The following is a 20,394-nucleotide window of genomic DNA, read 5'->3' on the forward strand; positions in this document are numbered from 1 at the left end:
CGTCACCGTACGTGGTGATCTCGACGAGCTCGACGGGCCGTCCGGTCACCTGGCTCACGGCTTCCGCCACCTGCCCGGACTGGGCCATGGCGAGCCTGCTGCGCCGCGTCCCCAGCCTCAGTGCCCTCCCCGTCATGCCGGCCCGCACGTGTGGCAGCGCACCGTCCGGGTGAAGCGGCGCGGGGCGCCCGACAGGGGTCCCTGCCTGCCGTCGGCCGTGATGTGTGCGTGTGCGTCGCAGACGGCGGCGCCGCAGGCGAGGCAGACGCCGACGGCCGTCGTGGCCGCGTCCTGCCGACGGCAATCCAGACACTGCATCAGTACTCCTCGAGCGGGGTGGAAGGCGCCTCACCGGCCGGTGCGGGCGGGCGGGAGCCGCGTGGGTGCGGGAGTCGCGTGGGTGCGGCGTAGCCGCCGTCGTGGCGTACCAGCGCGGGGGCTTCCTCCCGTGTCCCGCCGGCGTCGACCTCACCGATGACCAGGACGTGGTCCCCGGCGGGGTACCGGGCGACGACGCGTGCGCTGAGCCAGGCCGGCACGGCCGGCAGGATGGGCAGTCCGTCGTGCTCCAGCAGACTGGCCGTCCCGGCGAACCGGTCGGCGCCGCTGCGCGCGAACCGGTCCGCCAGCCCGGCGTCGTCCGCGCCCAGCAGGTGGACGGCGAAGCGGTCGGCCCGCTCCACGGCGGGTGCGACGGAGGCCCGGGCCGCCACGCAGAAGGAGACCAGCGCGGGGTCCAGCGAAACGGAGCAGAAGGACGTCGCGGTGAAGCCGGCGGGCCCCGGCACGGTGATGACGGTGACCCCGGCCGCGTGGCGCCGCAGGGTACGGCGCAGGAGGGCCGCCTTGGTGGGGTGCGTGCCGTCCCGGGACGACATGACGGTCCGATACATGGTGTTCCTCCGCCAGCGACCTGGCATGCCGTGGACGAGGCCCCCCGTGAGAGAGGTCAGGGCCCTCTCACAGGGGGCGGCCGTCACTCCTCAGGCCGCGCTGTTCACGAGGGGGTGCGCCGACAGGTGGTCGAGCATCTCCTGGAGCTGCTCGGTCTCCTTGTCCGGCAGGGGCAGCAGCGGCGTCCGCGGGTGACCGGCCCCGCGGTCCTGGAGCCGCAGTCCCGCCTTGACGGCCCGCGGCAGGCCGTGGCCGACGATGAACCGCAGGAACGGCAGCAGTTCGGCGAGGAGGGCATCGGCCCGCGCGTCGTCCCCGCCGGTCGCCGCGGCGTACAGCTCCAGGGCCCACCGCGGCACGAGGCAGGGCGCCGCGGTGCACCAGCCGGCGGCGCCGGAGCGGAAGGCGTCGAGCGCGACCGGGTTGTTGCCGTTGTAGACCGACAGCGCCCCGTCGGACAGTTCGCGCAGGGAGCGGAAGCGTGCGACGTCGCCGGAGCTCTCCTTGACCATGGTCAGGTTCGGGATCCTGCGCGCGAGCGCGACCACGGTCTCCGGCTTCAGGTCCACGCCGCTGGTGCCGGGGTTGTTGTAGAGCATCATCGGCAGGTCGGTGGCCGCCGCCACCGCGGCGTAGTGCCGCTCGAGTTCCGCCTCCGTCAGCTGCCAGTACACCTGCGGCAGCACCATGATCGCGGTGGCTCCGTTGCGGGCCGCCACCCGGGCCCGGCGGACCGTGCCCTCCGTGCTCCAGTGCGAGACGCCGACCAGGGTGGGAACCCTCCCCGCGACGGTCTGCAGGGTGGTCTCGCAGACCGCGTCCCACTCGACCTCGCGGAGGTAGGCGCTCTCACCGGTGCTGCCCAGCGGGGCGACGGCGTGACTGCCCGCGACCACCAGGTCCTCGGTGAGCCGGCCCAGCGCGCCGAGGTCGACCTCGCCGGTGACCGTGTCGAAGGGCGTGACGGGGTAGGAGATGATGCCCTTCAGCGGCGGGTGCGCCATCAGAGTTCCACCTTGCCCGAGACGCAGTCGGGGTGGTTGCGCAGGGCCTTGCGCGCGTAGTAGGCGAAGTTCGCCTTGTTGCGGCGGTCGGTGGAGGTCCAGTCGTGGGCCTCACGCGCCAGCTCCGGGTCCAGCGGCTGCAGGGTGCCCGCCGCCATGGCGAGGAGCTGCAGGCGCGCTGCGCGCTCGATGAGCATCGCCAGGTTGCAGGCCTCCTCGACGGTGGCTCCGGTCACCAGCTGGCCGTGGTGGGCCAGGAGGATGGCGCGCTTGTCACCGAGGGCGCCCGCGATGATCTCGCCCTCCTCGTTGCCCACGGGGACGCCCGGCCACGTCTTGAGGAAGGCGCAGTCGTCGTACAGGGGCGTGGTGTCCATCTGGGAGATGACGAGCGGGACTTCCAGCATGGCGAGCGCGGCGGTGTGCAGCGAGTGCGTGTGGACGATGCAGTTGACGTCCGGCCGGGCCCGGTAGATCCAGGAGTGGAAGCGGTTGGCGGGGTTGGCCATGCCCTCCCCCTCCAGGACGTTCAGGTCCTCGTCCACCAGCAGCAGGTTGTCCTCGGTGATCTCGTCGAAGCCGAGGCCCAGGCGCTGGGTGTAGTAGGTGCCGGACTCCTGCCCGCGGGCGCTGATCTGCCCGGCGAGCCCCGAGTCGTGCCCGCCGTCGAAGGCGATGCGGCACGTCAGGGCCAGCTTCTGCCGCGTGGTGAGCTTCGAGTCGCCGAAGACGTCACCCATCTGCCGCTTGGCCCGGTCGACGAGGACGTCCTTCGAGTCGTGCAGGGTGCTTGCCATTGTCTGCTCCAGTTCCGAGGCCCGGTCTGTCGCGGACCCCGTGTCCGGTGTGCTGCGTGGAACAACACGGGAAGGAAACCATGTTCACCATAGGACACCTTGTGTCCTCACGCAAGACCGGGCCCACCGCGTCGGCTCCCGCACGGGCCGACACGGAGGCGACGGCCGGGCGGAACGGTGGGGACGGCCGGGCGGAACGGTGGGGATCCCCGCCCGGCACCGCCGTCACCGGTCCGGCACTTCACGGAGGAATGCGGTGCCGCGCGGAAAAGCCCGGCACTTCACAGCAGCTCGGTCCGAACGGGCAGGCCGAGCAGGAATTTCCCCGTCACCTCGTCCATGGCCGACCTGATCTGCGCGTGGGCGGTCATCGTGTGCGCGTCCCTGAAACGGCGCTGGAGGGGGGACGTCTCGTAGATGGCCGATCCGCCGCCGAGCCCATGCATCGACGCGGTCACCTCGGCGGCGGTGCGTGCGGCGTGGACCGCGGCCAGGCGCAGGTCCACCCGCACCGCGTCCGGTACGGGCACACCTTCCCGCGCGGCCCGCCAGGCGTCGTCGACCGAGCGGTAGAACAGCAGACGGGCGGCCCTGAGGGAGGCCTCCGCCCGGGCCACGGCGGTCTGGGTCCCGGTCCGCTCGGCAAGCGAACGGCTCGACCCGAAGGGCTTCTTGGCGGTGGCCAGCGCCCGCAGGTCGTCGACGGCGCCACGGGCGTTGCCCAGTGCGGCGGCCGCCACCGCCGCGGCGAAGAAACCGAACAGCGGGAACCGGTACAGCGCGTCCGCTCCGGCCGGAGGGCCGTCCACGACCGACAGAACACGACGGTCGGGAACGAACACCTCGTCGGCCTCGCAGTCGTGGCTGCCCGTGGCCCGCATCCCGATGGTGTTCCAGGTGTCCAGGACGGACAGTTGCGAGGTGGGTACCGCCACGACCCGCAGATCCGGTCCGGCGGCGTCCGCCCCTCCGTCCGCCGTTTCCCGCACGCACCCGGCGAACAGCCAGTCCGCGTGGGAGACACCACTGCAGAACGTCCAGCGCCCCGACACCACGACGCCGCCCTCGACAGCCCTGGCCCGGGCGGTGGGTGACCACACCCCCACCGCCGTCGACCGCGGATCGCCGAAGACCTCCTCGGCGCCTTCCGGAGGCAAGTAGGCGCTCAGAAGGCTCGACGTCATCGCGATGGAGACGAACCAGCCCGCGGAGGCGTCGCCCCGCGCGATCGACTCGGCGGTCCGCAGCATCACCGCGGGAGGCGCCTGCACTCCACCGACCGAGCGCGACACCCCGGTACGCAGCAGTCCGGCCCCGGCCAGTTCCCGGACGAGGGCCGCGTCCAGCGCCCGCCGCTCGTCACCCGCCCCCGCCAGGGAGCCGGCCGACTCGCGGCCGCGCAGCGCGGCACGGCGCAGTCCTTCGAAACCGCTCCACACGCCGTCCGCCGCCTCGGCCAACACGTTGTCGTCGTCCACCGGCCATTCCCATCGATACTCGTTCATGTCCATTCGAGTGCCAGCACCATGTGGCACTGCCAACTTAATTTGGCAGTGCCTATTATTACCATTCCGACCACCGACCGGAGACCGCACGTGACAGACCTTCCAGGCACACCGGCCCATGAGCAGCTACTGGTGGGACTCATCCGACTCGGCCAGGCCCTGCGCATCAACAGCTACCGCAACGCGGGTCCCTACCGGCTCTCCCCGCTGCAGGCGGACATCGTCACGCTGCTGGCGGGAGATCCACGGCCGCGACGACTGAGCGACCTCACCCGCGCCCTCGCCTCCTCGCCCCCGACGATCAGCGACGCGGTGAAGACACTGACGACCAAGGGGCTCGTCGACCGCCACCGCGACCCGTCCGACGCCCGGGCGGTCTCGCTGACCCTGACGCAGGACGGGCACACGGAGGCGAGACGACTGGCGCGCGTACCGGAGGACTTCGACGACGCGATGGCGACCCTGGCGCGGGAGGACCTCGCCGCCATGCTGCGCGGCACGAGCACCATGATCAGGTCACTGCAGGACCGCAAGGCCATTCCCCTGTCGAGAATGTGCCTGACCTGCCAGTTCTTCCGCCCCGACACCCACCCCGGCAGCGACAGGCCGCATCACTGCGCGTTCGTGGACAACCCCATCGGCGACGCCGAACTGCGCCTGGACTGCCCCGACCACCGCGAGGCCTGAGCGGCCGCACCGGCACCCGGCGCCGCGGGGCACGCACGGTTCACCCACACCCCGCCCCAATTAATTAGGAGTCCTATACACTTTGGGAGTACCGCAGCGCCGTCGGGTGCCGTCCCGGCCGGTGCCCGACGACGAAAGAGGAGACATGTCCACTTCTCGCGCCACGCAGGTGCACCGCGCCGCTCCCGACTGGGACGTCAGCCAGTGGCTCAACTCCGACGCGCTGGACCTGGAGCGACTGCGCGGCAAGGTCGTCCTCCTGGAGGCCTTCCAGATGCTGTGTCCCGGATGCGTCGCACACGGGATCCCGCAGGCGCAGCGCGTGGAATCGGCCTTCGCCGGGGCCGACGTCCAGGTCGTCGGACTGCATTCGGTCTTCGAGCACCACGCCGCGATGACACCCGTGGCGCTGGAGGCGTTCCTCTCGGAGTACCGCGTGACGTTCCCCGTCGCCGTCGACCGGCACGCCGAGGACGATCCGACACCGCTCACCTTCGCCCGGTACGCCATGCAGGGAACTCCGACCACCGTCCTGATCGACCGGGAGGGAAGGCTGCGCATGCAGCGTTTCGGTGCCGTCGAGGACCTGGTGCTCGGCGCCTCGATCGCCACCCTCCTCGAGGAGCGGGACGTGGTCCCGGCCCCGGCCGAGACCGCCGACGAGGACAGGGCCGGGGTGTGCACGGTGGGCGGGGAGTGCAGCTGACATCCCTTCGGGGCTTCAGCCGGACGTCCGTCCCCCCGGGGCGGTGAGCAAGGCCCGGAGGCACAACTCCCTCCGGGCGGCCGGCCCCTGCCGCGCGGCCGCCCCGCCGGTCTCCGGCGGGCCGTGGACTCCCTGGCCGCTCCAGGCGTACGCGGCCGCGGCGACTTCGCCGGGCCGCACCCGTCACCCGTCGGTCGCCCGTCGGTCGCCAAGAAAACGACAACCTCCAGCCAAGGGCTTCCGGAGAGGATCGAGCGTGCCCTCGATCCTCAGGAGGGCACGCCACAGCACCGCCGGAACACGATTGGGCACCACTCATGACGGGGACCACGGAGACCGGGTGTCTCCCTCCTGCTCCCGGCCGAATTCCCCCAGCGCACTCCGCCGCAGCGCACTGCGACCGCGACGGCTTCGTCCGCGCCATCTACGACCAGTACGGATCCGAGCTGCAGCGCTACGCGGCACGATTGCTCGACGGCGACTGGCACAAGGCCGAGGACATCCTCCAGGAAACGGCGGCCCGCGCCTGGAAGCACGCCGCGTTCCTGCAGACCCGGGGGGAAGGGCTGCGCCCGTGGCTGTTCACCGTGATCAGGAACCTGGCTATCGACCACCACCGCGCCCGGCGCCTGCGCCCGTTGCAGCTGGTACCGCTCGAAGAGCTCGACGTCGCCGCGGAGAGCCCGGACCATCAGCTCACCCTCCACCTGGTGCTCGACGCGCTGCAGGACCTGAACGAGCAGCAGCGGACCGTGATCAGGCTCATGTATTACCTCGAGTGCGGTGTCGCCCGGACCGCGGAGCACCTCGGCGTCCCGCCGGGGACGGTCAAGAGCCGCGCCTTCTACGCGATGCGGGCCCTGCGCGAGGCCCTTCGGGCACGGGGCGTGCACGGCGACGAATGAGCCCGGCGGCGGACAACCGGACACCGCCCGGTGCGGCAGGTGAACCGGATGCCGTCCCCCACCGTTGAGCCAGTGTGGACGAATACGCCACAATCCCGCTGGAAACCGGCGGAGTTGACCACGACCCCCGGTGGTATCGGCCCCGTCCTGATGTACCGCCACGTGTGAGCACCCCCGTCCCACACGTGGCACGGTCCCGGCAGGTGCGCGACCGCGCCTGCCGGGACCGCATCGTCTCCCGTGGTGTCAGCAGGTCTCCCGGACGTACGTCTCGCTGCCGGGCTCGGACACCTCGACATCACGCCTGACCACGCTCACCCGGTCCCCGTAGGCGCAGGCATTGCGCAGGCCCTCGTCCGAGTACTCGATGAAGATGGCGTGGTCGCCGAAGGCCGAGACGTACTGGCCGCACTCGTTCCACCGCGGGTCGCCGCACTGCTCGGCGATGGCGAAGTCGAGGCCGTTGCGCTCGTGCCGGTCGGCCAGTTCGACCGTGTTCTTCTGGCCGACGGCCAGTCCCTTGCTGTGCGCGTGCGACGACAGCAGGCGGATGTAGGCCTGTGCGTCGCCGGCCGTGATGGCGCCGTTGACGACGTCACGGTCGTAGGTGTCGTAGTTGTCCAACTCGACCGCGTCGAAGCCCTTCTCGTCGCACACGTCGATCTGCTTGTTGATCTCTTCCGCGATCCGCTCGCGCTTGCCGTCCTCGCTGATGTCGAGGATCACCTCGTCCCAGTCGGGGTCGATCACCACGACGCCGTCCTCGTCGGTCAGCAGGAGGTCCTGGTCCCAGTCCTGCGGACCACCGACATCACCCTCCTCCTGGGTCTGGAAGGCATTGACGTAGCAGATGTTGTACAGGTCCTCGACGATGGACTCCTTGACGTCGCGGGTGACGACCTCCACGTCGTCGGCCGGTTGGTAGGGGCCGCCTATCTGGTAGTCGAAGGGCGCGTTCACCGGTGGGAGGGTGACGGCCGGAGCGGCTTCGGACCGGAACGGGCCCAGCAGGGCCGCGACCGTGCCGCAGGCCGCGGCGACGGCAAGTCCGACAACGACCGTTCCCGTACGAGTACGGCGGTGGGAGCGCATGGGTGACTCCTTCATGGGCTTGTGTCATGACAGTGAGGGGCGGAGAGCCACGGTGCCCCCGACAAGGCGTACTGCGCCCACCCTAGGAACGATCTTGGCGAACCCGCAACGCAAGCCTTGTCGAAAGCTTGGCACCGGCCCCCGGCTCCCCTGCGAAGTACGTGCTCACAGGCCGTGCAGCGCCTGCAAGCGAAGGAGTGCCGTGTCTGCCGCCCCGGCGGGCACCGCTCCTCGCACAGAGCCCGTCGGGACGACTTCGGCGGTCGAGCCGAGGAGGGCGCGACCGGCCGTGCGTCCGTCACCGGTGGTGCGTACTCATGCGACGTGCAGCTTCTTGCGGCGTTCGCGGGCCAGTTGCTCACGGTAGTCCTCGACCGCCTGGTGGTAGCGCGCCACGAAGTACGGGTCGTCCAGCCGGTCCGCCGCGTCCATCGCCTCGATGGCGGCCCGGGCATCGGCCGGTGTCTCGTAGGCGGCGAGCATCGCGTTGATGCGGTAGACACCGTTGCGCTGCTTCCTCACCAGCCGAGCGAGGATCAGCTCCCGGAGGCCGGAGGTGACGCTGGGCCGGCTCAGGCTGAGCAACTCGGCGATCTGGCTCTGTCCCATCTCCACACGTCCGCCGGGCTCGCTGCGCGAGCGCAGAGTGAACAGGACCCGATAGGCCGGCCCCGGCAGATCCAGGGCCGCGACGACCCCTTCCGCGTTGACCGGTGTGACCAAAAGTCCCCTGCTCACCGATCGTCCTCCTCCTTCTGTGTCTTCATCGCCGCGAACCGCTCCCGGCGCTCCCGGCGTTTGCGGGCGCGCTCCTCGCGGAACTCCTCGATCGCCTCCCGCATGTGCTTCAGCGAGGGAAATCGGACGAGATCCGGAAGCGCGGCGGCCCGCAGTTCCGCCAAGGCGTCGGCTTGGTCGACTTGAACATACTCTGTACTGCCGTCGGAGAGCCTGACCAGTTCAGCCGCGACGTAGGAGTACGGCGGATTGAACTGGTAGACCCCGCGCGAGCGCTTGATCACGATCCCGTGGCCCATGACCTCCCGCAGGGACTCGTTCACCTTCTGGCGGGGAACATCCAGAATGTGCGCCATGTCCTCCTGCGTGAGCGGGATCCGCCCACCGGCGCGCTGCCCCGCGATCAGCAACAGGATGAGCCGCAGCGGCAGCGCCTCGCGGTAGTACTGGGCGATCACCAGGAAGAACTCCAGCGCCACCATGGCGAAGGCGTTGGGACGCTCGGAGGTGGAGAAGAACTCCAGTTGCTGACGCTGGCGTCCCACGGTGATCTCGCGGCCCGGATAGGACCGGGCCAGCTCGTCCAGGCCGTCGATCTTCCGCAGTCGCTCTCCGAATGCCCGCAGCGGGTCGTCGGGTGCCAGGCCTGGGTTCGGCGCGGGCCTGGCGACATGTCGACGGCGCTGCGACTCGGACACGAGCAACACTCCATATTTCCAAGATCCCGGGCATGTGCAACGTAGCAGAAGGTCAGCAGTTCTGACCTCAAGGTCAGCAATGCCGACCTTCCGCAGTCTTGTGTCACCCCTAGGAGTGACACATCTCCTGCATGACCCCTGCATCGACTCCTGTGCGCTGGGCAGCTCTGGAGTGTCCGGGACGGGCAGACCCTCGGCACGGAAGTCAGCAATGCTGACCATCCGGCGGAGAAAGGTCAGTAATGCTGACCTTTTAAGAGCTTCCAGGTCAGGAATGCTGACCTTTCCGGGGAGTTATGTCTACTCAGGAGTGACATTCAGAAGCCCGAATGTCACTCCTGAGGTGACACAAGCACCCCACCTTCAACGCTGTGACCAGCAAGAACGCTGCCTCTCTCCCTATCTAGGTCGTGTGGGAACGTGCGGACCGGACCCCGTCGTGGCTGAGGTGGCTTCGCGTGCGGCTCCGTAGGCCGACCGCGGACCGTAGGCGGCACCAACGGCTCTGAGTCTCGGGTGGTGCCGGCCGTGACGAACAAGCAGCGGCATGGCGTGGCTGGGGTAGGACCCGGGTTCCGCCGCACGGCCCGGGGGGGCCGTGCGGCTGCTGCACCTCCGCACGCCGCATCTCAAGTGCCGGGCATCCGAGGTGCTCTTCCGTGGCTCGGCATGTCGACGGGCGGAGGTGATGCGAAAGCCCTCGGGCAGTGGGGATCCTGCGCATCAGGTGACGGTGGGTCGACTACGAGGCGGGACGGCGATCCCGTAGGCCGGGGGCGACAACGGGCGTGGCGGAAGGCGCTCCTGAGATCGCCGACCGACGGTTCAGGATCCTCCAGGCCCGGGTGTGCCTTCCGTACTCCATCTCGTTCCCACGAGGGGTGGCCCACAGCAGCCCGTCCTCTGTGCTGACGGGGTGGCCCGCACGGGCTTCGGCCTCCGGACGCCTGGCGGTGGACAGCCAGGCGTCCGGAGGCCGTCATGGTCGCCGGAGGTCATCTGGAAGGCGGTTGCGACGACTTCACCGACGTCCGAGCCTCACGGACGGCCAGGCCGGGGTCAGGCAGGGTCCCGGACCGGAACCGCTGATCGTCCTGGGACATCGGCTGCCGCCTCACGACTCCTCATCAAGGAGGCCCGGAAGGTGCGCGGGGGCCGACCGGTGAGGCGCTGGACGGTGTCGGTGGTGCGGTCCTCCGCCCCTCCGGCGATGGCACGGTCCATACCGGCCAGTAGCGCGGCGAACTCTTCCGGCATCTGCGTCGAGAGGCGATCGCGCATCTGCTCGTAGGACAGACGGCGGTGGACCACGGTCCGACCGGTGAGCTCGGTGATGATCGCGGCGATGTCGTCGTAGCCGAGTGCCTCGGGTCCGGTGAGGACGAGATCGGTGTTGGGGGCTTGCTCATCGGTCAGCGCGCGGACGGCCACGGCCGCGATGTCGTCGGCGTCGACGAAGCCGACCCGGCCGCTTCCGGTGGCGGTCCAGATGATGCCCTCGTCGCGGATGCTACGGGCGTGCGCGTGCGTGCCGGTGAAGTTCTGCATGAACCACGAGGGCCGCAGTACCGCCCACTGTTCGAACAGATCGGGCAGGGCCTGATGCACCGTTCCCACCGCGGGGCCGCCCTCAGGGACGGCCGAGGAGCTCAACAGCACCGCGCGGTGCACACCGGCGGTGCGGGCCCGACGCAGGAACGGCAGCATGGTCGCCGCAGGGTCGGAATCGCCCACGGGCGGTACGAGGTAGACGCGGTCGACGCCGTCGAGGGCGGCCGTGTGGGTGGCGGAGTCGTACCAGTCGAAGGGGATGGGCTCGGCGCCGGCGACCGGAACGGCCCGGCGGCCGGCGGCTTTGACGCGGTGGCCCGCGGCCGTCAGCTGTGCGGTGGTGCGGCTGCCGGTGGTGCCGGTGGCGCCGATGACCAGAGTGGTGCCGACAGTGGTCATCGGCTGCTCCCGGTGAAGTCGGCGCCGGGCTCCTGGAGGGCGAGGGGGTTCCAGTAGTCGCGGTAGGAGGTGATGCGTCCGTCCCGGACGGTCACGACGGCGATGTAGGTCATGTCGAAGGGGGCGTCGCTCTCCACCAGGCGGCCGACGCCGCGCATCTCGACCACGATGGTCTCCGGATCGGTGGTCCGGTGGATCCGCAGGTCGGGGAAGTCGTGCAGATCGATGTGGTCGGGATAGTGGCGCATGTAGGCGGCGATGGCCTCCTTGCCCTCCAGACGCCGGGGCCAGCCGTCGGGGGCAAAGGGGAACTCCGCGAGGCCGTCCTCGGCCCACAGGTCGACCCACCCGGGAATGTCCTTGTCGAGCAGCAGCCGCAGGCTGTGGCGGTACAGATCCGTTGGGGAAGGCGGTGCGGACATGGGTATCCTCCAGTTCACAGAATCCGGACCTCGGGTCCGCTTTGACAATACGGACCACGGGTCCGCTTCGCAAATGGAGGAGCAGCATGCCGGAGCGCAGGTCCCGCAAGGACGCCGCCCGCAACCGGAAGGCCGTGCTCGAGGCCGCCGACACCCTTTTCGCCCGCTGCGAAAGCCCCGAGGACGTCACCATGGCCGCCGTCGCCGCGGCGGCCGGCGTCGGCAAGGGCACACTCTTCCGGGCCTTCGGCGATCGCGCCGGACTGCTCCGCGCCCTGTACGAGGCACGGCTCGAACCGATCAGGGAGGCCGTCGAGACCGGGCCACCGCCTCTGGGGCCCACGACCCCACCGCGAGATCGCGTGCCCGCCCTGCTCGACGCCGTCCTGTGCTTCAAACTCGACAACCGGCGCCTCGCGCTGGCTCTGGAGGAAACCGGGAGCAGCAGCCCGTACCGGGCGGAACACTACGAGCGGTGGCACAGCCTGCTCCGAGCCGTACTGGAGCAGATCCCCGGCCGGACCGACAGCGACTTCACCGCCCACGCCCTGCTCGCCGCCACACGAGCCGACCTCGTCGAGCACCTGACCGGAGAAGAGCATGTTCCGCGGGAGAGAATGCGGGCACAGTTGGCGGACTTCGTCACCGGCGTCCTGGCCTCCGGCCCACCGCAAGGGAGGACCGCCGAGGAGTGATCGGGGACCGGGTGGGTCCTCGATCAGTGCGGCCCACCAGTCGTCCTCGGCCGGTTCGACGCCTCGGCCCTGACCGGTTCACCCCTGACCGGGTGGTGGACCGCAGGCGGGGACGGCCGTCACCCGGACCCGAACGGGGTGCTCCCATCGGCCCCGTGGTCCGCCGCGAACCCGCGCCACCAACGGCGAACGCCCTGACAGAGCGTCCGTCACGACCGCCTCGGCGTGCGATCGCGCCGTGGGAAGGACCGGGGCGGGGCCGTCCTCGGGGCCGATGAGAAGCTCGATCCCGTGCGGCCGTGGACGCCGCCTTCCGCCCGGTCCGGTACGCAGGCGAGGGGTGTCGACGAGCCGTTGTCAGCATCCCCGGCATGGGACTGACCCGTATCGGTGGCCCCCAGGGCGAGGTTGTGGTGAGCGTGGAGGCCCATCTCCAGCGAGCCGGAGCGGTTCACTCGCCGCCGTCGGTGATTACGCCGTAATCACCGACGCACCCGTGATCAGTTGGCACGCCCAGGTGATTACGCCGTAATCACCTGGGCGCTCGTGATCGGTTGGCGGGCCGGGGTGATTACGCCGTAATCACCGGCGCATCCGTGGTCGGTTGGCAGGCTCGGGTGATTACGCCGTAATCACCCGGGCGGTCACCGGCACGCATCAACTTGGCTTAACTAACGCGTCGATGCCGCTTCTGATCATGGACGTTAGTATGGTGTCTTGCATGAGTTCACCAGCCACCTCCAGCGACCGCGAGAAGGTCGTCTCCAAACTGCCGGGATGGCTCCGGCAGAACCTCAAAGTCAGAGCTGCTCAGCACGGCATCGAGATCCAGGCCGCCGTGGAAGAGGGCATCAACGCCTGGTGCGATCTGGCTTCCGCCACTGCGACGGTCGACACCGCCGGCGCCGACTCTTTCGCCACCTTCTTGCCCGCCGGCCAGTGGGAAGAGTTCCGGCAGATCGCTGCCGCCCGACGCGTCTCGCTCATCCAGGGCCTCGCCCAGTCCGTTCAGCTGTGGCTCGACATCCACCCGGCCCCGGACATCGAGCGGCCCTCCATCACCCGCCGGGTCATCGTCTGCAACCAGAAAGGCGGAGTCGGCAAGACCGCCGTCACCGCAGGCCTGGGTGAGGCCCTGGCGGAAGACCCCGACACCTTGCATCCCGTTCGCGTCGCCAAAGCCCTCACCAAAGCACTGCGCGCCAGCGAAGCCCACCCCGACGAGGCCGAGCCCGATGGCGACCCACTCGACATCGAGAACCTCCCCGGCCCCGGGATGCGCGTGCTCCTCGTCGACTTCGACCCTCAGTGCCACCTCACCAATCAGCTCGGCGCGGCACCCTTGCCCATGAACGGCGACAGCCTCACCAACCACATGGCGGGCGACCCGAAGGGCGACCTGAGCGACCTCATCGTCTCCATCGACGACGACACCTTCGACGGCCGACTCCACCTGCTGCCCGCCTGCAACGACGCGTTCCTTCTCGACGTGCGTCTCTCCGCGGTACGCGCCCGGGAAGCCGCACTCGAGCGGGCTCTCGCCCCCCTCGAAGATGATTACGACGTAATCATCGTGGACTGCCCGCCCAGCCTCGGCCTCAGCATGGACGCCGCCGCCTACTACGGCCGCCGCCGCGACGGAGAAACCCCCGGGCAGTCCGGTGCCTTGATCGTCGTCCAGGCCGAAGACAGCTCCGCCGACGCATACGAACTGCTCACCACGCAGATCGACGACCTCCGCAGCGACCTCCAGGTCGACATCGACTACCTCGGCATCGTCGTCAACCTGTACGACTCCCGCCGCGGCTACATCGCCACCTCGTCCCTCCAGGGATGGGTGGACATAAAGGATCCGCGGGTCGTCGGTCTCATCGGAGACCTCAAGGAACAGAAAGAAGCCGTCCGTGTGAAGAAGCCCCTGCTGTCCTACGCCCCTAAGTCACAGCAGGCAGTCGGCATGCGCGCGCTCGCCAGGGAGGTCTTGTGAGCAAGGCCGATCAGCTCGGTGCCGGCCGGTTCGGCGGGGCAGTGCGTTCCGTCAGCGCACGCCGCCAAGCCGTCGCCGCCGCAACCGGCGTACCCACCGAAGGCGTCGCCCCACCGGCGGAACTCCCCGTCGAACGCATCAGCCTCAACCCGGACAACCCCCGCTCCACACTCGGGGACCTCACCGACCTTGCCGGCAGTCTGAAAACCCACGGTCAGAAGCAGGCGATCACGGTCATGAACCGCGACGCCTACGTCAAAGCCAACCCTGACCGGGAAGCCGACCTCGAACCGGACAGCACCCACGTTGTCATCGACGGCAGCAGCCGCCTCGCCGCCGCACGCGAGGCGGGCCTCACCAGCATCAAGGTGATGGTCAGTGACGACCAGGGCACCACCTCGGAGGAACTCCTCGAGTCCGCCCTCGTCGCCAACATCCACCGGCAGAACCTCGAAGAGCTCGACGAAGCCCGCGCCCTCCAACGGCTCCTGGCCATCCACGGAAGCCAACGGGCCCTCGCCAAGCGTCTCCACCGTTCCCAGGGATGGGTGTCCCAGCGTCTCGCCCTGCTCAACCTCACTCCCGAGCTTCAGGCCCGCATCGGTGAGGAGCCCATCGACCTACTGCGAGCTGTCGGCAACAAACCAGCGGAACACCAGGCAACGGCTCTGCAAGAACTGAAGGAAGAAAGAGAACGAAAGGAAGAAAAGGCACTCGCTTCCGCGAAGCACGCGGTACAACCGGCAGCCGACACGCCTGCACACGCGGAGAACAACCCTGCCGGTGATTACGGCGTAATCACCGGCACCACGGACGACGGCGAACCGTCCCCGGCGCCGGAGGAGTCAGCCACCACAGAGCAACGCGCGCCTTCCATGCCGACAGCCACGGAGCAAGATCCGTCTGCCGCTGAAACGGGGAAGGACACGCCATCCGTTCCCGTGCAGGCCACCGCTCCCACGGCGGCGGCCAGTGCAGGAGAGCAGCCGAAGCGGTTCCCCTACGACGACGGTGTCTACGCAGCGCAGCACCTGATCCGCAAGATGCCGCCCGAGGAGTTCAACAAGATGCTGGACCTCCTCATCAAGCACAGGGACAGCCACACTGTCCACACCGGCTGAACCCTGGCACGGCAAGCGACCGGCCCGGTCCCTCTTTTGCTTTGAGGGACCGGACTGGTAACCGCATCCGAGGAACACGAACTCCTCGGGTGCGACGCGGACGTCGGTACGGTTCCAGTAGTAGACACCGCTCTGCTCACCTTCGTAAGCGAAGGTCTGGCCGGCCTCGATGGTGAAGAACTGCTCCTCTCCCATCTCACCGAACCCCCGTTATGTTTTTCGCGGTCCTGCAAGAGGGCCGCTGGCCTTCGGGCCCGGCATGACTGTTCCCCCCCTGTCGAACGGATGACCTGGGGGGTGGTGTCACCGGGTCCGAGAGGCGCCGTCGGAGACGCTGACAAGAGGTCCGACTACCGCATGGCCGGGCGCAATGCCCGGTCGTGTCCGGGTGGCAGGTCTGCATAACGTGGATGCGCGAGAACGGCCTCGACAGCCAGGCCAGCACCGGTATCGAGCAAGTGGGTCACGGTGATCGACACCAGCAGCGTGGGCGTCTTCCTCGGTTTGGACGTGGGCAAGAGCACACACCCCGGCCACGGCCTGGCCCCGGCCGGGAAGAAGGTCTTCGACAAAATGCTCCGCGACGGCACCTTCTACGAATCACGCCTCCCCCAGACGACAGCTGCGTGAACCCGGCCGCAGGCAGACCGGCGCAGATCAACGCTTTATGCCCTCTGCCCATGCCGCGATATCCGCGGCACCCCGACGGACAGCTTCTTCCGGGTCCCGGGCGAGCTCCCCGCAGGCCGCTGTGACGTCCGGCGCGCCGCCCGGTCCCACGAGCGCGTCGTGCACCCCGGTCTGCAGCCAGTCGGCCTGGTTGTCGTCCGCCGCGGCAAACGCGAGAGCGATGAGCCTGATGGCGGCCACCGTCCCCATCCGGGCGAGAGCCTCTGCCGTCTGCCGGGTCACCGCCGTGTTTTCGACGTCCAGCAACAGCCCCACCAGTGTTTCCCCAGCTTCAGGAACATCAGCGAAGGAAGCAAGGCCACGCCCGGCACGAACACGTCGCGTCCATGAGGGAGACGAGGCCTCAGCCAAGGCCGTCTTCAACCCACTCATCATCTCTGACACGACAAGACAGTTTCATGTCCCATGAAGAAGATCGAACCCCGGGCAGAAGCTGCCCACACGCTTGACGAAGGACATAGAGGCACCCCCGACTCCGGCGCCCACCCGGAGGCGAGTTGCGCCTCCGGCATCTTCCCGTCGCGAAACAGCGCCGCTGGAGCCAGACGCGTATGTCGTAGGAAGAAGTGTCGCGGACCTTCACCAAGTACATGGCTGAGGTGGGGTCGTCATCAGTGAGCGGTAGCCCTACGGCGCCGCGACGTGTTCATGTCGGTCCCGCCGATGAACACGTCGCGGACAGCTCCCACGTCCTTGATCACGGCCTTGCGGAAAACTGAGATGCCCTATGGGATTCCGTGCCCGTGGAGGGCGCCGGCTGGTCGACCGGTCCCGACCCCCTGTCAGACATCTACCGCGTCCCCTGTTCAAGCACGGCTGCCACGTGCGGCTACGACAACCCAAGGCGCCCGCCCTGAGGGCCTCCGCAGGTTTTCCACGCAGTCGTCACAGGACGCCACGGCCTTGAGGACCCCGGCGAAGTCCACCGGCATGAGCAGTGACCGGCAGGACGAAACGGCAGGGACTGTTCATGGTGGAGCGCCGGGACTCACGCAGCCTCAGTCCCTCCCCGATTTCCGCAGGTCAGAGCAGGTATGGCGATACCTGGAGGGACCGAAGGGACTCAAAGCTCTAATTATGAGCCAGCTATGTTCATGTATTCGTACACGCGCGCGCGTGTGAGAAAGAAGTACCAAGAAGTACCAGCTGGCTTATAACTCCGGTCCCTCGGTCCCTTCAGTCCCTCCAGGCTGGATCTGGCCTCTCTGACCTGCGGAAATGCTCTTCAGGTAGGCGGCTGCGAGGGACCCTGGTCGGTCCCCTCCTTCAGTCCCTGAGCTCCGCCCCCCCGGCTCCAGGTCTCGGAGGGCCTCGGAGGGCCCCGAAGTGCGGCGCCACAGACGGGCCACCAGCCGCGGGCTTCAGTCCCTGAGCGCCTGAGTCCCTGACTGCTTGAGTCCCTGAGTCCCTGAGGGAGGATTCCCCTGCCCCGGACCGCAGGGGTGCGAGCTTCTGGTCCCTCCAGCCCTTGGGCAGAGTGAAAGTGACAGCAAGAGGCATTTCCCCCACGACCGACAGGGCCGAAGGGACCCAAGGGACTGAGAAAGAGAAAACTTCCCGGCACGCGGTGAAGAGGAGCGCCCTCAACCTTCCAAGGGCCTAAACTCTTGACGAAACTGGTCCCTTCGGTCCCTCAAGCACCAGGCATCACACGCCTGACCTGCTGTTTAACATCGAGGACGGACCAGCCGAGCTGAAATGAACGAGGAAGATCCGCGTGCCGCGCCCTGGTGACAGCCGCTTGCCTGCCGCTCCGGCAGTGCTGACGCAGCCCCACACCCTGGCCCGCTGGTGCGCGGCCCAGGGCTGGCCGGTCCACCCTCTGGCGCCAGGACGCAAGACACCGGCAGCCAACTGCGGCAAGTGCAGGCACAGCAAGCACATCGCCGAGGACTGCCCGTGCCTGGGCCAGGGCCGGTGGTGTCACGGCTTCCATGCGGCCACCCTCGACCCAGCCCTCATCGACACATGGTGGGGTACCACTCCTTCACTCGGAGTGGGCATCGCCTGTGGGCCGGCCAACCTCGTGGTCATCGACATCGACGCGCATCCCGCGGCTGTCCCGGACCGCAACCGGCTCCTGCCAGGTATCCCCATCCATGAATCGGTCAATCTCGACGGGCTTGCCTCCGGGTTCGACACCCTCGCTCTCCTCGCGGCCCTGCGTGGCGAACAGGACCCCGCACACGACACGAACACGTTGCGAGTCCGAACCCCCTCGGGGGGCCTGCACGTCTGGTACCGCACCGCCCGTCCCACTGTGCGCTACCGGTGTTCCACCGGCTCCAGCCCGAAAGTGGCGCTCGCCTGGCAGGTCGACGTCCGAGCGCACGGCGGCTATATCGTGGCTCCCTCCACCCGGACGGCGAAAGGCGCCTACCGGGCTGAAGGCGATACCCGTTTGCCGGCTGCCCTTCCCGACTGGCTGCATCACGAACTGGCCCGCACCGGCCACATCATCGAGCCGCCACGGCCCCGCCTGACCACTGTGCTTCCTGCCCGACCAGTCCGCCGCGCCTCCCCCCGCACGGCGGACCGGGTTCTCAGCAAGCTGATGGAACAGGTCCAGCAGTGCGCGACCGCACCGGAAGGCACCGGCTTCACGGAGAAACTCAACCGGGCCGCCTATACCGCGGGAGGCCTCGCCGCCGCCGGTCACCTCGACCACGACGCGATACGCGAACAACTTCTGCACGTCGCCAACGACGCCCGCCCCTGGCAGACCCTTCGCAACGAAAAGATCATCGACACAGGAATGACCGCTGGGGCTGCCCGCCCGCTCAACCCTGAAGGACTCTCATGAGCAGCGCCGAGAGCACGCCACGTTTCGATCCTCAGGCCGCCGCTCAGCAGATGCTGGAGCTCAGCCTGCAAGACGAGACAGCCACTGCTCCCGCCCTGCTCCCCGCCCAGGGCCAGCCCGTCGGCTCCATGACCGCGGTGCCGCTGCCGCCCTCCCTGACGGACCGCGGCAATGCCCGTCTGTTCGCCCAGCGCTACCGCGACCAGTTCCGCCACGTCGAAGGCCTGGGCTGGTTCACCTGGGACGGATACCGATGGAAGCGCGCCGGCGGGGAGAAAGCCGCCCTGTGGGCAGCCGGCGAAATGGCCGAAGACCTCCCCACCACCGACCCCCACGGCGTTTTCAACGACCGCGAACTCGCCCGCCACAAGCGACGCACCCTGTCCACGACCGGCATCCAAGCCCTGCTCACCCAAGCCAAAGCCTCGCCGGACCTGTCCGTCGACCCCGACGCCCTCGACGGCGACCCCTACGCGCTGTGCACTCCAGCCGGTGTCGTCGACCTCCACACCGGACACATCCACAAACCCGACCCCAACCGAGACTTCCACTCACGCGCCACCAGCGTCGCCCCCCAGCGGATGAACACCCCCCGCTGGCACCGTTTCCTCGCCGACACCTTCGGCGACGACGACGTCGGCCGGGAAATGATCAGCTTTCTCCACCTGCTGCTCGGCTACTCCATCACCGGCGACGTCGGAGCCCAGGTCCTGCCGTTCCTGCACGGCGAGGGCAAGAACGGCAAAAGCGCCCTGATGGACGTCCTCCTCCAGATCCTCGGCGACTACGCCGACGCCGCCCCGCCCGGCTTCCTCATGGACCGCGGAGCGTTCTCCGAGCACTCCACCGAACTCACCGAACTCCACGGCCGTCGCCTGGTGGTCTGCAGCGAACTCAAACCCAACGACAAGTTCGACGAAGCCCGTGTCAGGCTCCTCACCGGCGGCGACAAGATCAAAGCCCGCCGCATGCGACAGGACTACTTCTCCTTCACCCCCACCCACCACCTCTGGCTCTTGGGCAACCACCGCCCGGAAGTCTCCGTCGGCGGATTCGCGTTCTGGCGTCGCATCCGCCTGCTGCCCTTCACCCGCACCGTGCCCGCCGAACGCCGCATCGACAACCTCGCCTTCGAGCTCGTCCGCGACGAAGGCCCCGGCATCCTGCAATGGCTCATCGAAGGCGCACGCCGCTACCTCGCCACCCGTGATCCCCTCGACGGCCCCGACCAGGTCCGCCTGGCCACCACCGCCTACGCCACCACCGAAGACCACATCGGCCGCTTCCTCACCGAATGCTGCACCCGCGACACAGCCGGCCCCGCCGACCTCCGCGTCGAACAAGGCCTGCTCTACGCCCGCTACCAGAACTGGTGCAGCACAGAGGAAGGCATCCGCGCCGCCACCGCCCGTACCTTCGCCACCCGCGTCCGCTCCGAACTCAGCCTTGCCTCACCGGCTGACATGATCAAATCCAACGGGCGCAAGTACTACCCTGGCCTGGCCCTCCTGGAGACCGAATGACCAGCCGCAGCAGGCACCAGTCCCCAGCACGACACATCCACCCCCAGCCCCGGCCGCTCTACCATGGCCACCTGAGTCCGTACCCGCAGAGCCCGGCCGCCCCAGCTGATCACCACAGCCTCGACGCCATGAACCCGCACACACACCAAGCGCTGCTCCCTCACCGGAGCCGACCGA

Annotated in this window: 20 protein-coding genes and 1 pseudogene; 9 read left to right on the forward strand and 12 right to left on the reverse strand. The window is 68.8% G+C overall.

The features are described from left to right. From ACH5AO_RS34940 to ACH5AO_RS34965, 6 genes and pseudogenes are all read right to left on the reverse strand, one after another. Nucleotides 1–136 (reverse strand): annotated as a pseudogene (locus tag ACH5AO_RS34940) (hydroxymethylbilane synthase); the annotation flags it as partial. Then, nucleotides 133–318 carry a DUF2180 family protein gene (locus ACH5AO_RS34945; RefSeq protein ID WP_398931831.1) on the reverse strand — a complete coding sequence of 62 codons (186 nt, stop codon included), beginning with the start codon at nucleotides 316–318 and terminating at the stop codon, nucleotides 133–135. The pseudogene ACH5AO_RS34940 and the gene ACH5AO_RS34945, both read right to left, overlap by 4 nt. After that, nucleotides 318–893, reverse strand: a complete 576-nt coding sequence (locus tag ACH5AO_RS34950) for a flavin reductase family protein (protein ID WP_398931833.1) — start codon at nucleotides 891–893, stop codon at nucleotides 318–320. The genes ACH5AO_RS34945 and ACH5AO_RS34950 overlap by 1 nt, the downstream gene beginning before the upstream one ends. A 90-nt stretch (nucleotides 894–983) precedes the next feature. Continuing rightward, nucleotides 984–1,898: a dihydrodipicolinate synthase family protein gene (locus ACH5AO_RS34955; RefSeq protein WP_398931835.1), complete on the reverse strand. Its 915-nt coding sequence runs from the start codon at nucleotides 1,896–1,898 to the stop codon at nucleotides 984–986. After that, a complete protein-coding gene (locus tag ACH5AO_RS34960; protein ID WP_398931837.1) occupies nucleotides 1,898–2,695 on the reverse strand; it encodes an aldolase in 798 nt (265 codons plus the stop codon). The genes ACH5AO_RS34955 and ACH5AO_RS34960 overlap by 1 nt, the downstream gene beginning before the upstream one ends. Nucleotides 2,696–2,976: 281 nt before the next feature. Further along, nucleotides 2,977–4,200, reverse strand: a complete 1,224-nt coding sequence (locus tag ACH5AO_RS34965; protein WP_398931839.1) for an acyl-CoA dehydrogenase family protein — start codon at nucleotides 4,198–4,200, stop codon at nucleotides 2,977–2,979. Nucleotides 4,201–4,290: 90 nt separating this feature from the next. Between ACH5AO_RS34965 and ACH5AO_RS34970 the strand changes: the two genes are divergently transcribed. From ACH5AO_RS34970 to ACH5AO_RS34980, 3 genes are all read left to right on the forward strand, one after another. Next, nucleotides 4,291–4,887 (forward strand): MarR family winged helix-turn-helix transcriptional regulator, encoded by a 597-nt coding sequence (locus tag ACH5AO_RS34970; RefSeq protein WP_398931840.1) that lies wholly within the window; start codon nucleotides 4,291–4,293, stop codon nucleotides 4,885–4,887. Nucleotides 4,888–5,032: 145 nt separating this feature from the next. Next, nucleotides 5,033–5,593 (forward strand): peroxiredoxin family protein, encoded by a 561-nt coding sequence (locus ACH5AO_RS34975; RefSeq protein WP_398931843.1) that lies wholly within the window; start codon nucleotides 5,033–5,035, stop codon nucleotides 5,591–5,593. A 317-nt stretch (nucleotides 5,594–5,910) separates the two neighbouring features. Next, nucleotides 5,911–6,498, forward strand: coding sequence for a sigma-70 family RNA polymerase sigma factor (locus ACH5AO_RS34980; RefSeq protein ID WP_398931845.1), 588 nt, complete (start codon nucleotides 5,911–5,913; stop codon nucleotides 6,496–6,498). Between the two features lie 246 nt (nucleotides 6,499–6,744). On the opposite strand, the gene ACH5AO_RS34985 is transcribed toward ACH5AO_RS34980, so the two are convergent. The 5 genes from ACH5AO_RS34985 to ACH5AO_RS35005 form a co-directional block, all read right to left on the reverse strand. Continuing rightward, nucleotides 6,745–7,590 (reverse strand): endo alpha-1,4 polygalactosaminidase, encoded by an 846-nt coding sequence (locus tag ACH5AO_RS34985; RefSeq protein ID WP_398931847.1) that lies wholly within the window; start codon nucleotides 7,588–7,590, stop codon nucleotides 6,745–6,747. A 315-nt stretch (nucleotides 7,591–7,905) separates the two neighbouring features. Continuing rightward, nucleotides 7,906–8,328, reverse strand: a complete 423-nt coding sequence (locus tag ACH5AO_RS34990; protein WP_398931849.1) for a MarR family transcriptional regulator — start codon at nucleotides 8,326–8,328, stop codon at nucleotides 7,906–7,908. After that, on the reverse strand, nucleotides 8,325–9,026 hold the full coding sequence (locus ACH5AO_RS34995) for a hypothetical protein (RefSeq protein WP_398931851.1): 702 nt from the start codon (nucleotides 9,024–9,026) through the stop codon (nucleotides 8,325–8,327). Before ACH5AO_RS34995 ends, ACH5AO_RS34990 begins: the two co-directional genes overlap by 4 nt. A 1,059-nt stretch (nucleotides 9,027–10,085) precedes the next feature. Continuing rightward, the gene (locus ACH5AO_RS35000) at nucleotides 10,086–10,976 is read right to left on the reverse strand and encodes an NmrA family NAD(P)-binding protein (protein ID WP_398931853.1); all 891 of its coding nucleotides are present in this window, start codon (nucleotides 10,974–10,976) and stop codon (nucleotides 10,086–10,088) included. After that, nucleotides 10,973–11,398, reverse strand: coding sequence for a nuclear transport factor 2 family protein (locus ACH5AO_RS35005; protein ID WP_398931855.1), 426 nt, complete (start codon nucleotides 11,396–11,398; stop codon nucleotides 10,973–10,975). Before ACH5AO_RS35005 ends, ACH5AO_RS35000 begins: the two co-directional genes overlap by 4 nt. A gap of 86 nt (nucleotides 11,399–11,484) precedes the next feature. On the opposite strand from ACH5AO_RS35005, the gene ACH5AO_RS35010 reads away from it, so the two are divergent. From ACH5AO_RS35010 to ACH5AO_RS35025, 4 genes are all read left to right on the forward strand, one after another. Beyond that, complete coding sequence (locus ACH5AO_RS35010; RefSeq protein WP_398931857.1) at nucleotides 11,485–12,093, forward strand: TetR/AcrR family transcriptional regulator; 609 nt, start codon at nucleotides 11,485–11,487, stop codon at nucleotides 12,091–12,093. Nucleotides 12,094–12,814: 721 nt separating this feature from the next. Further along, nucleotides 12,815–14,080 carry a ParA family protein gene (locus ACH5AO_RS35015; RefSeq protein ID WP_398931859.1) on the forward strand — a complete coding sequence of 422 codons (1,266 nt, stop codon included), beginning with the start codon at nucleotides 12,815–12,817 and terminating at the stop codon, nucleotides 14,078–14,080. Beyond that, a complete protein-coding gene (locus tag ACH5AO_RS35020; protein WP_398931861.1) occupies nucleotides 14,077–15,201 on the forward strand; it encodes a ParB/RepB/Spo0J family partition protein in 1,125 nt (374 codons plus the stop codon). Before ACH5AO_RS35015 ends, ACH5AO_RS35020 begins: the two co-directional genes overlap by 4 nt. A 468-nt stretch (nucleotides 15,202–15,669) precedes the next feature. Beyond that, nucleotides 15,670–15,831 (forward strand): hypothetical protein, encoded by a 162-nt coding sequence (locus tag ACH5AO_RS35025; RefSeq protein ID WP_398931926.1) that lies wholly within the window; start codon nucleotides 15,670–15,672, stop codon nucleotides 15,829–15,831. Between the two features lie 27 nt (nucleotides 15,832–15,858). Here ACH5AO_RS35025 and ACH5AO_RS35030 read toward each other — a convergent pair whose 3' ends face one another. Then, nucleotides 15,859–16,146, reverse strand: a complete 288-nt coding sequence (locus tag ACH5AO_RS35030) for a hypothetical protein (protein WP_398931863.1) — start codon at nucleotides 16,144–16,146, stop codon at nucleotides 15,859–15,861. A gap of 1,504 nt (nucleotides 16,147–17,650) precedes the next feature. Between ACH5AO_RS35030 and ACH5AO_RS35035 the strand changes: the two genes are divergently transcribed. Further along, on the forward strand, nucleotides 17,651–18,694 hold the full coding sequence (locus ACH5AO_RS35035; RefSeq protein WP_398931865.1) for a bifunctional DNA primase/polymerase: 1,044 nt from the start codon (nucleotides 17,651–17,653) through the stop codon (nucleotides 18,692–18,694). Then, on the forward strand, nucleotides 18,691–20,217 hold the full coding sequence (locus ACH5AO_RS35040; protein ID WP_398931867.1) for a phage/plasmid primase, P4 family: 1,527 nt from the start codon (nucleotides 18,691–18,693) through the stop codon (nucleotides 20,215–20,217). Before ACH5AO_RS35035 ends, ACH5AO_RS35040 begins: the two co-directional genes overlap by 4 nt. Nucleotides 20,218–20,394 lie beyond the last annotated feature (177 nt).

It is taken from the genome of Streptomyces sp. NPDC018964, assembly GCF_044390325.1.
Classification (GTDB): domain Bacteria; phylum Actinomycetota; class Actinomycetes; order Streptomycetales; family Streptomycetaceae; genus Streptomyces.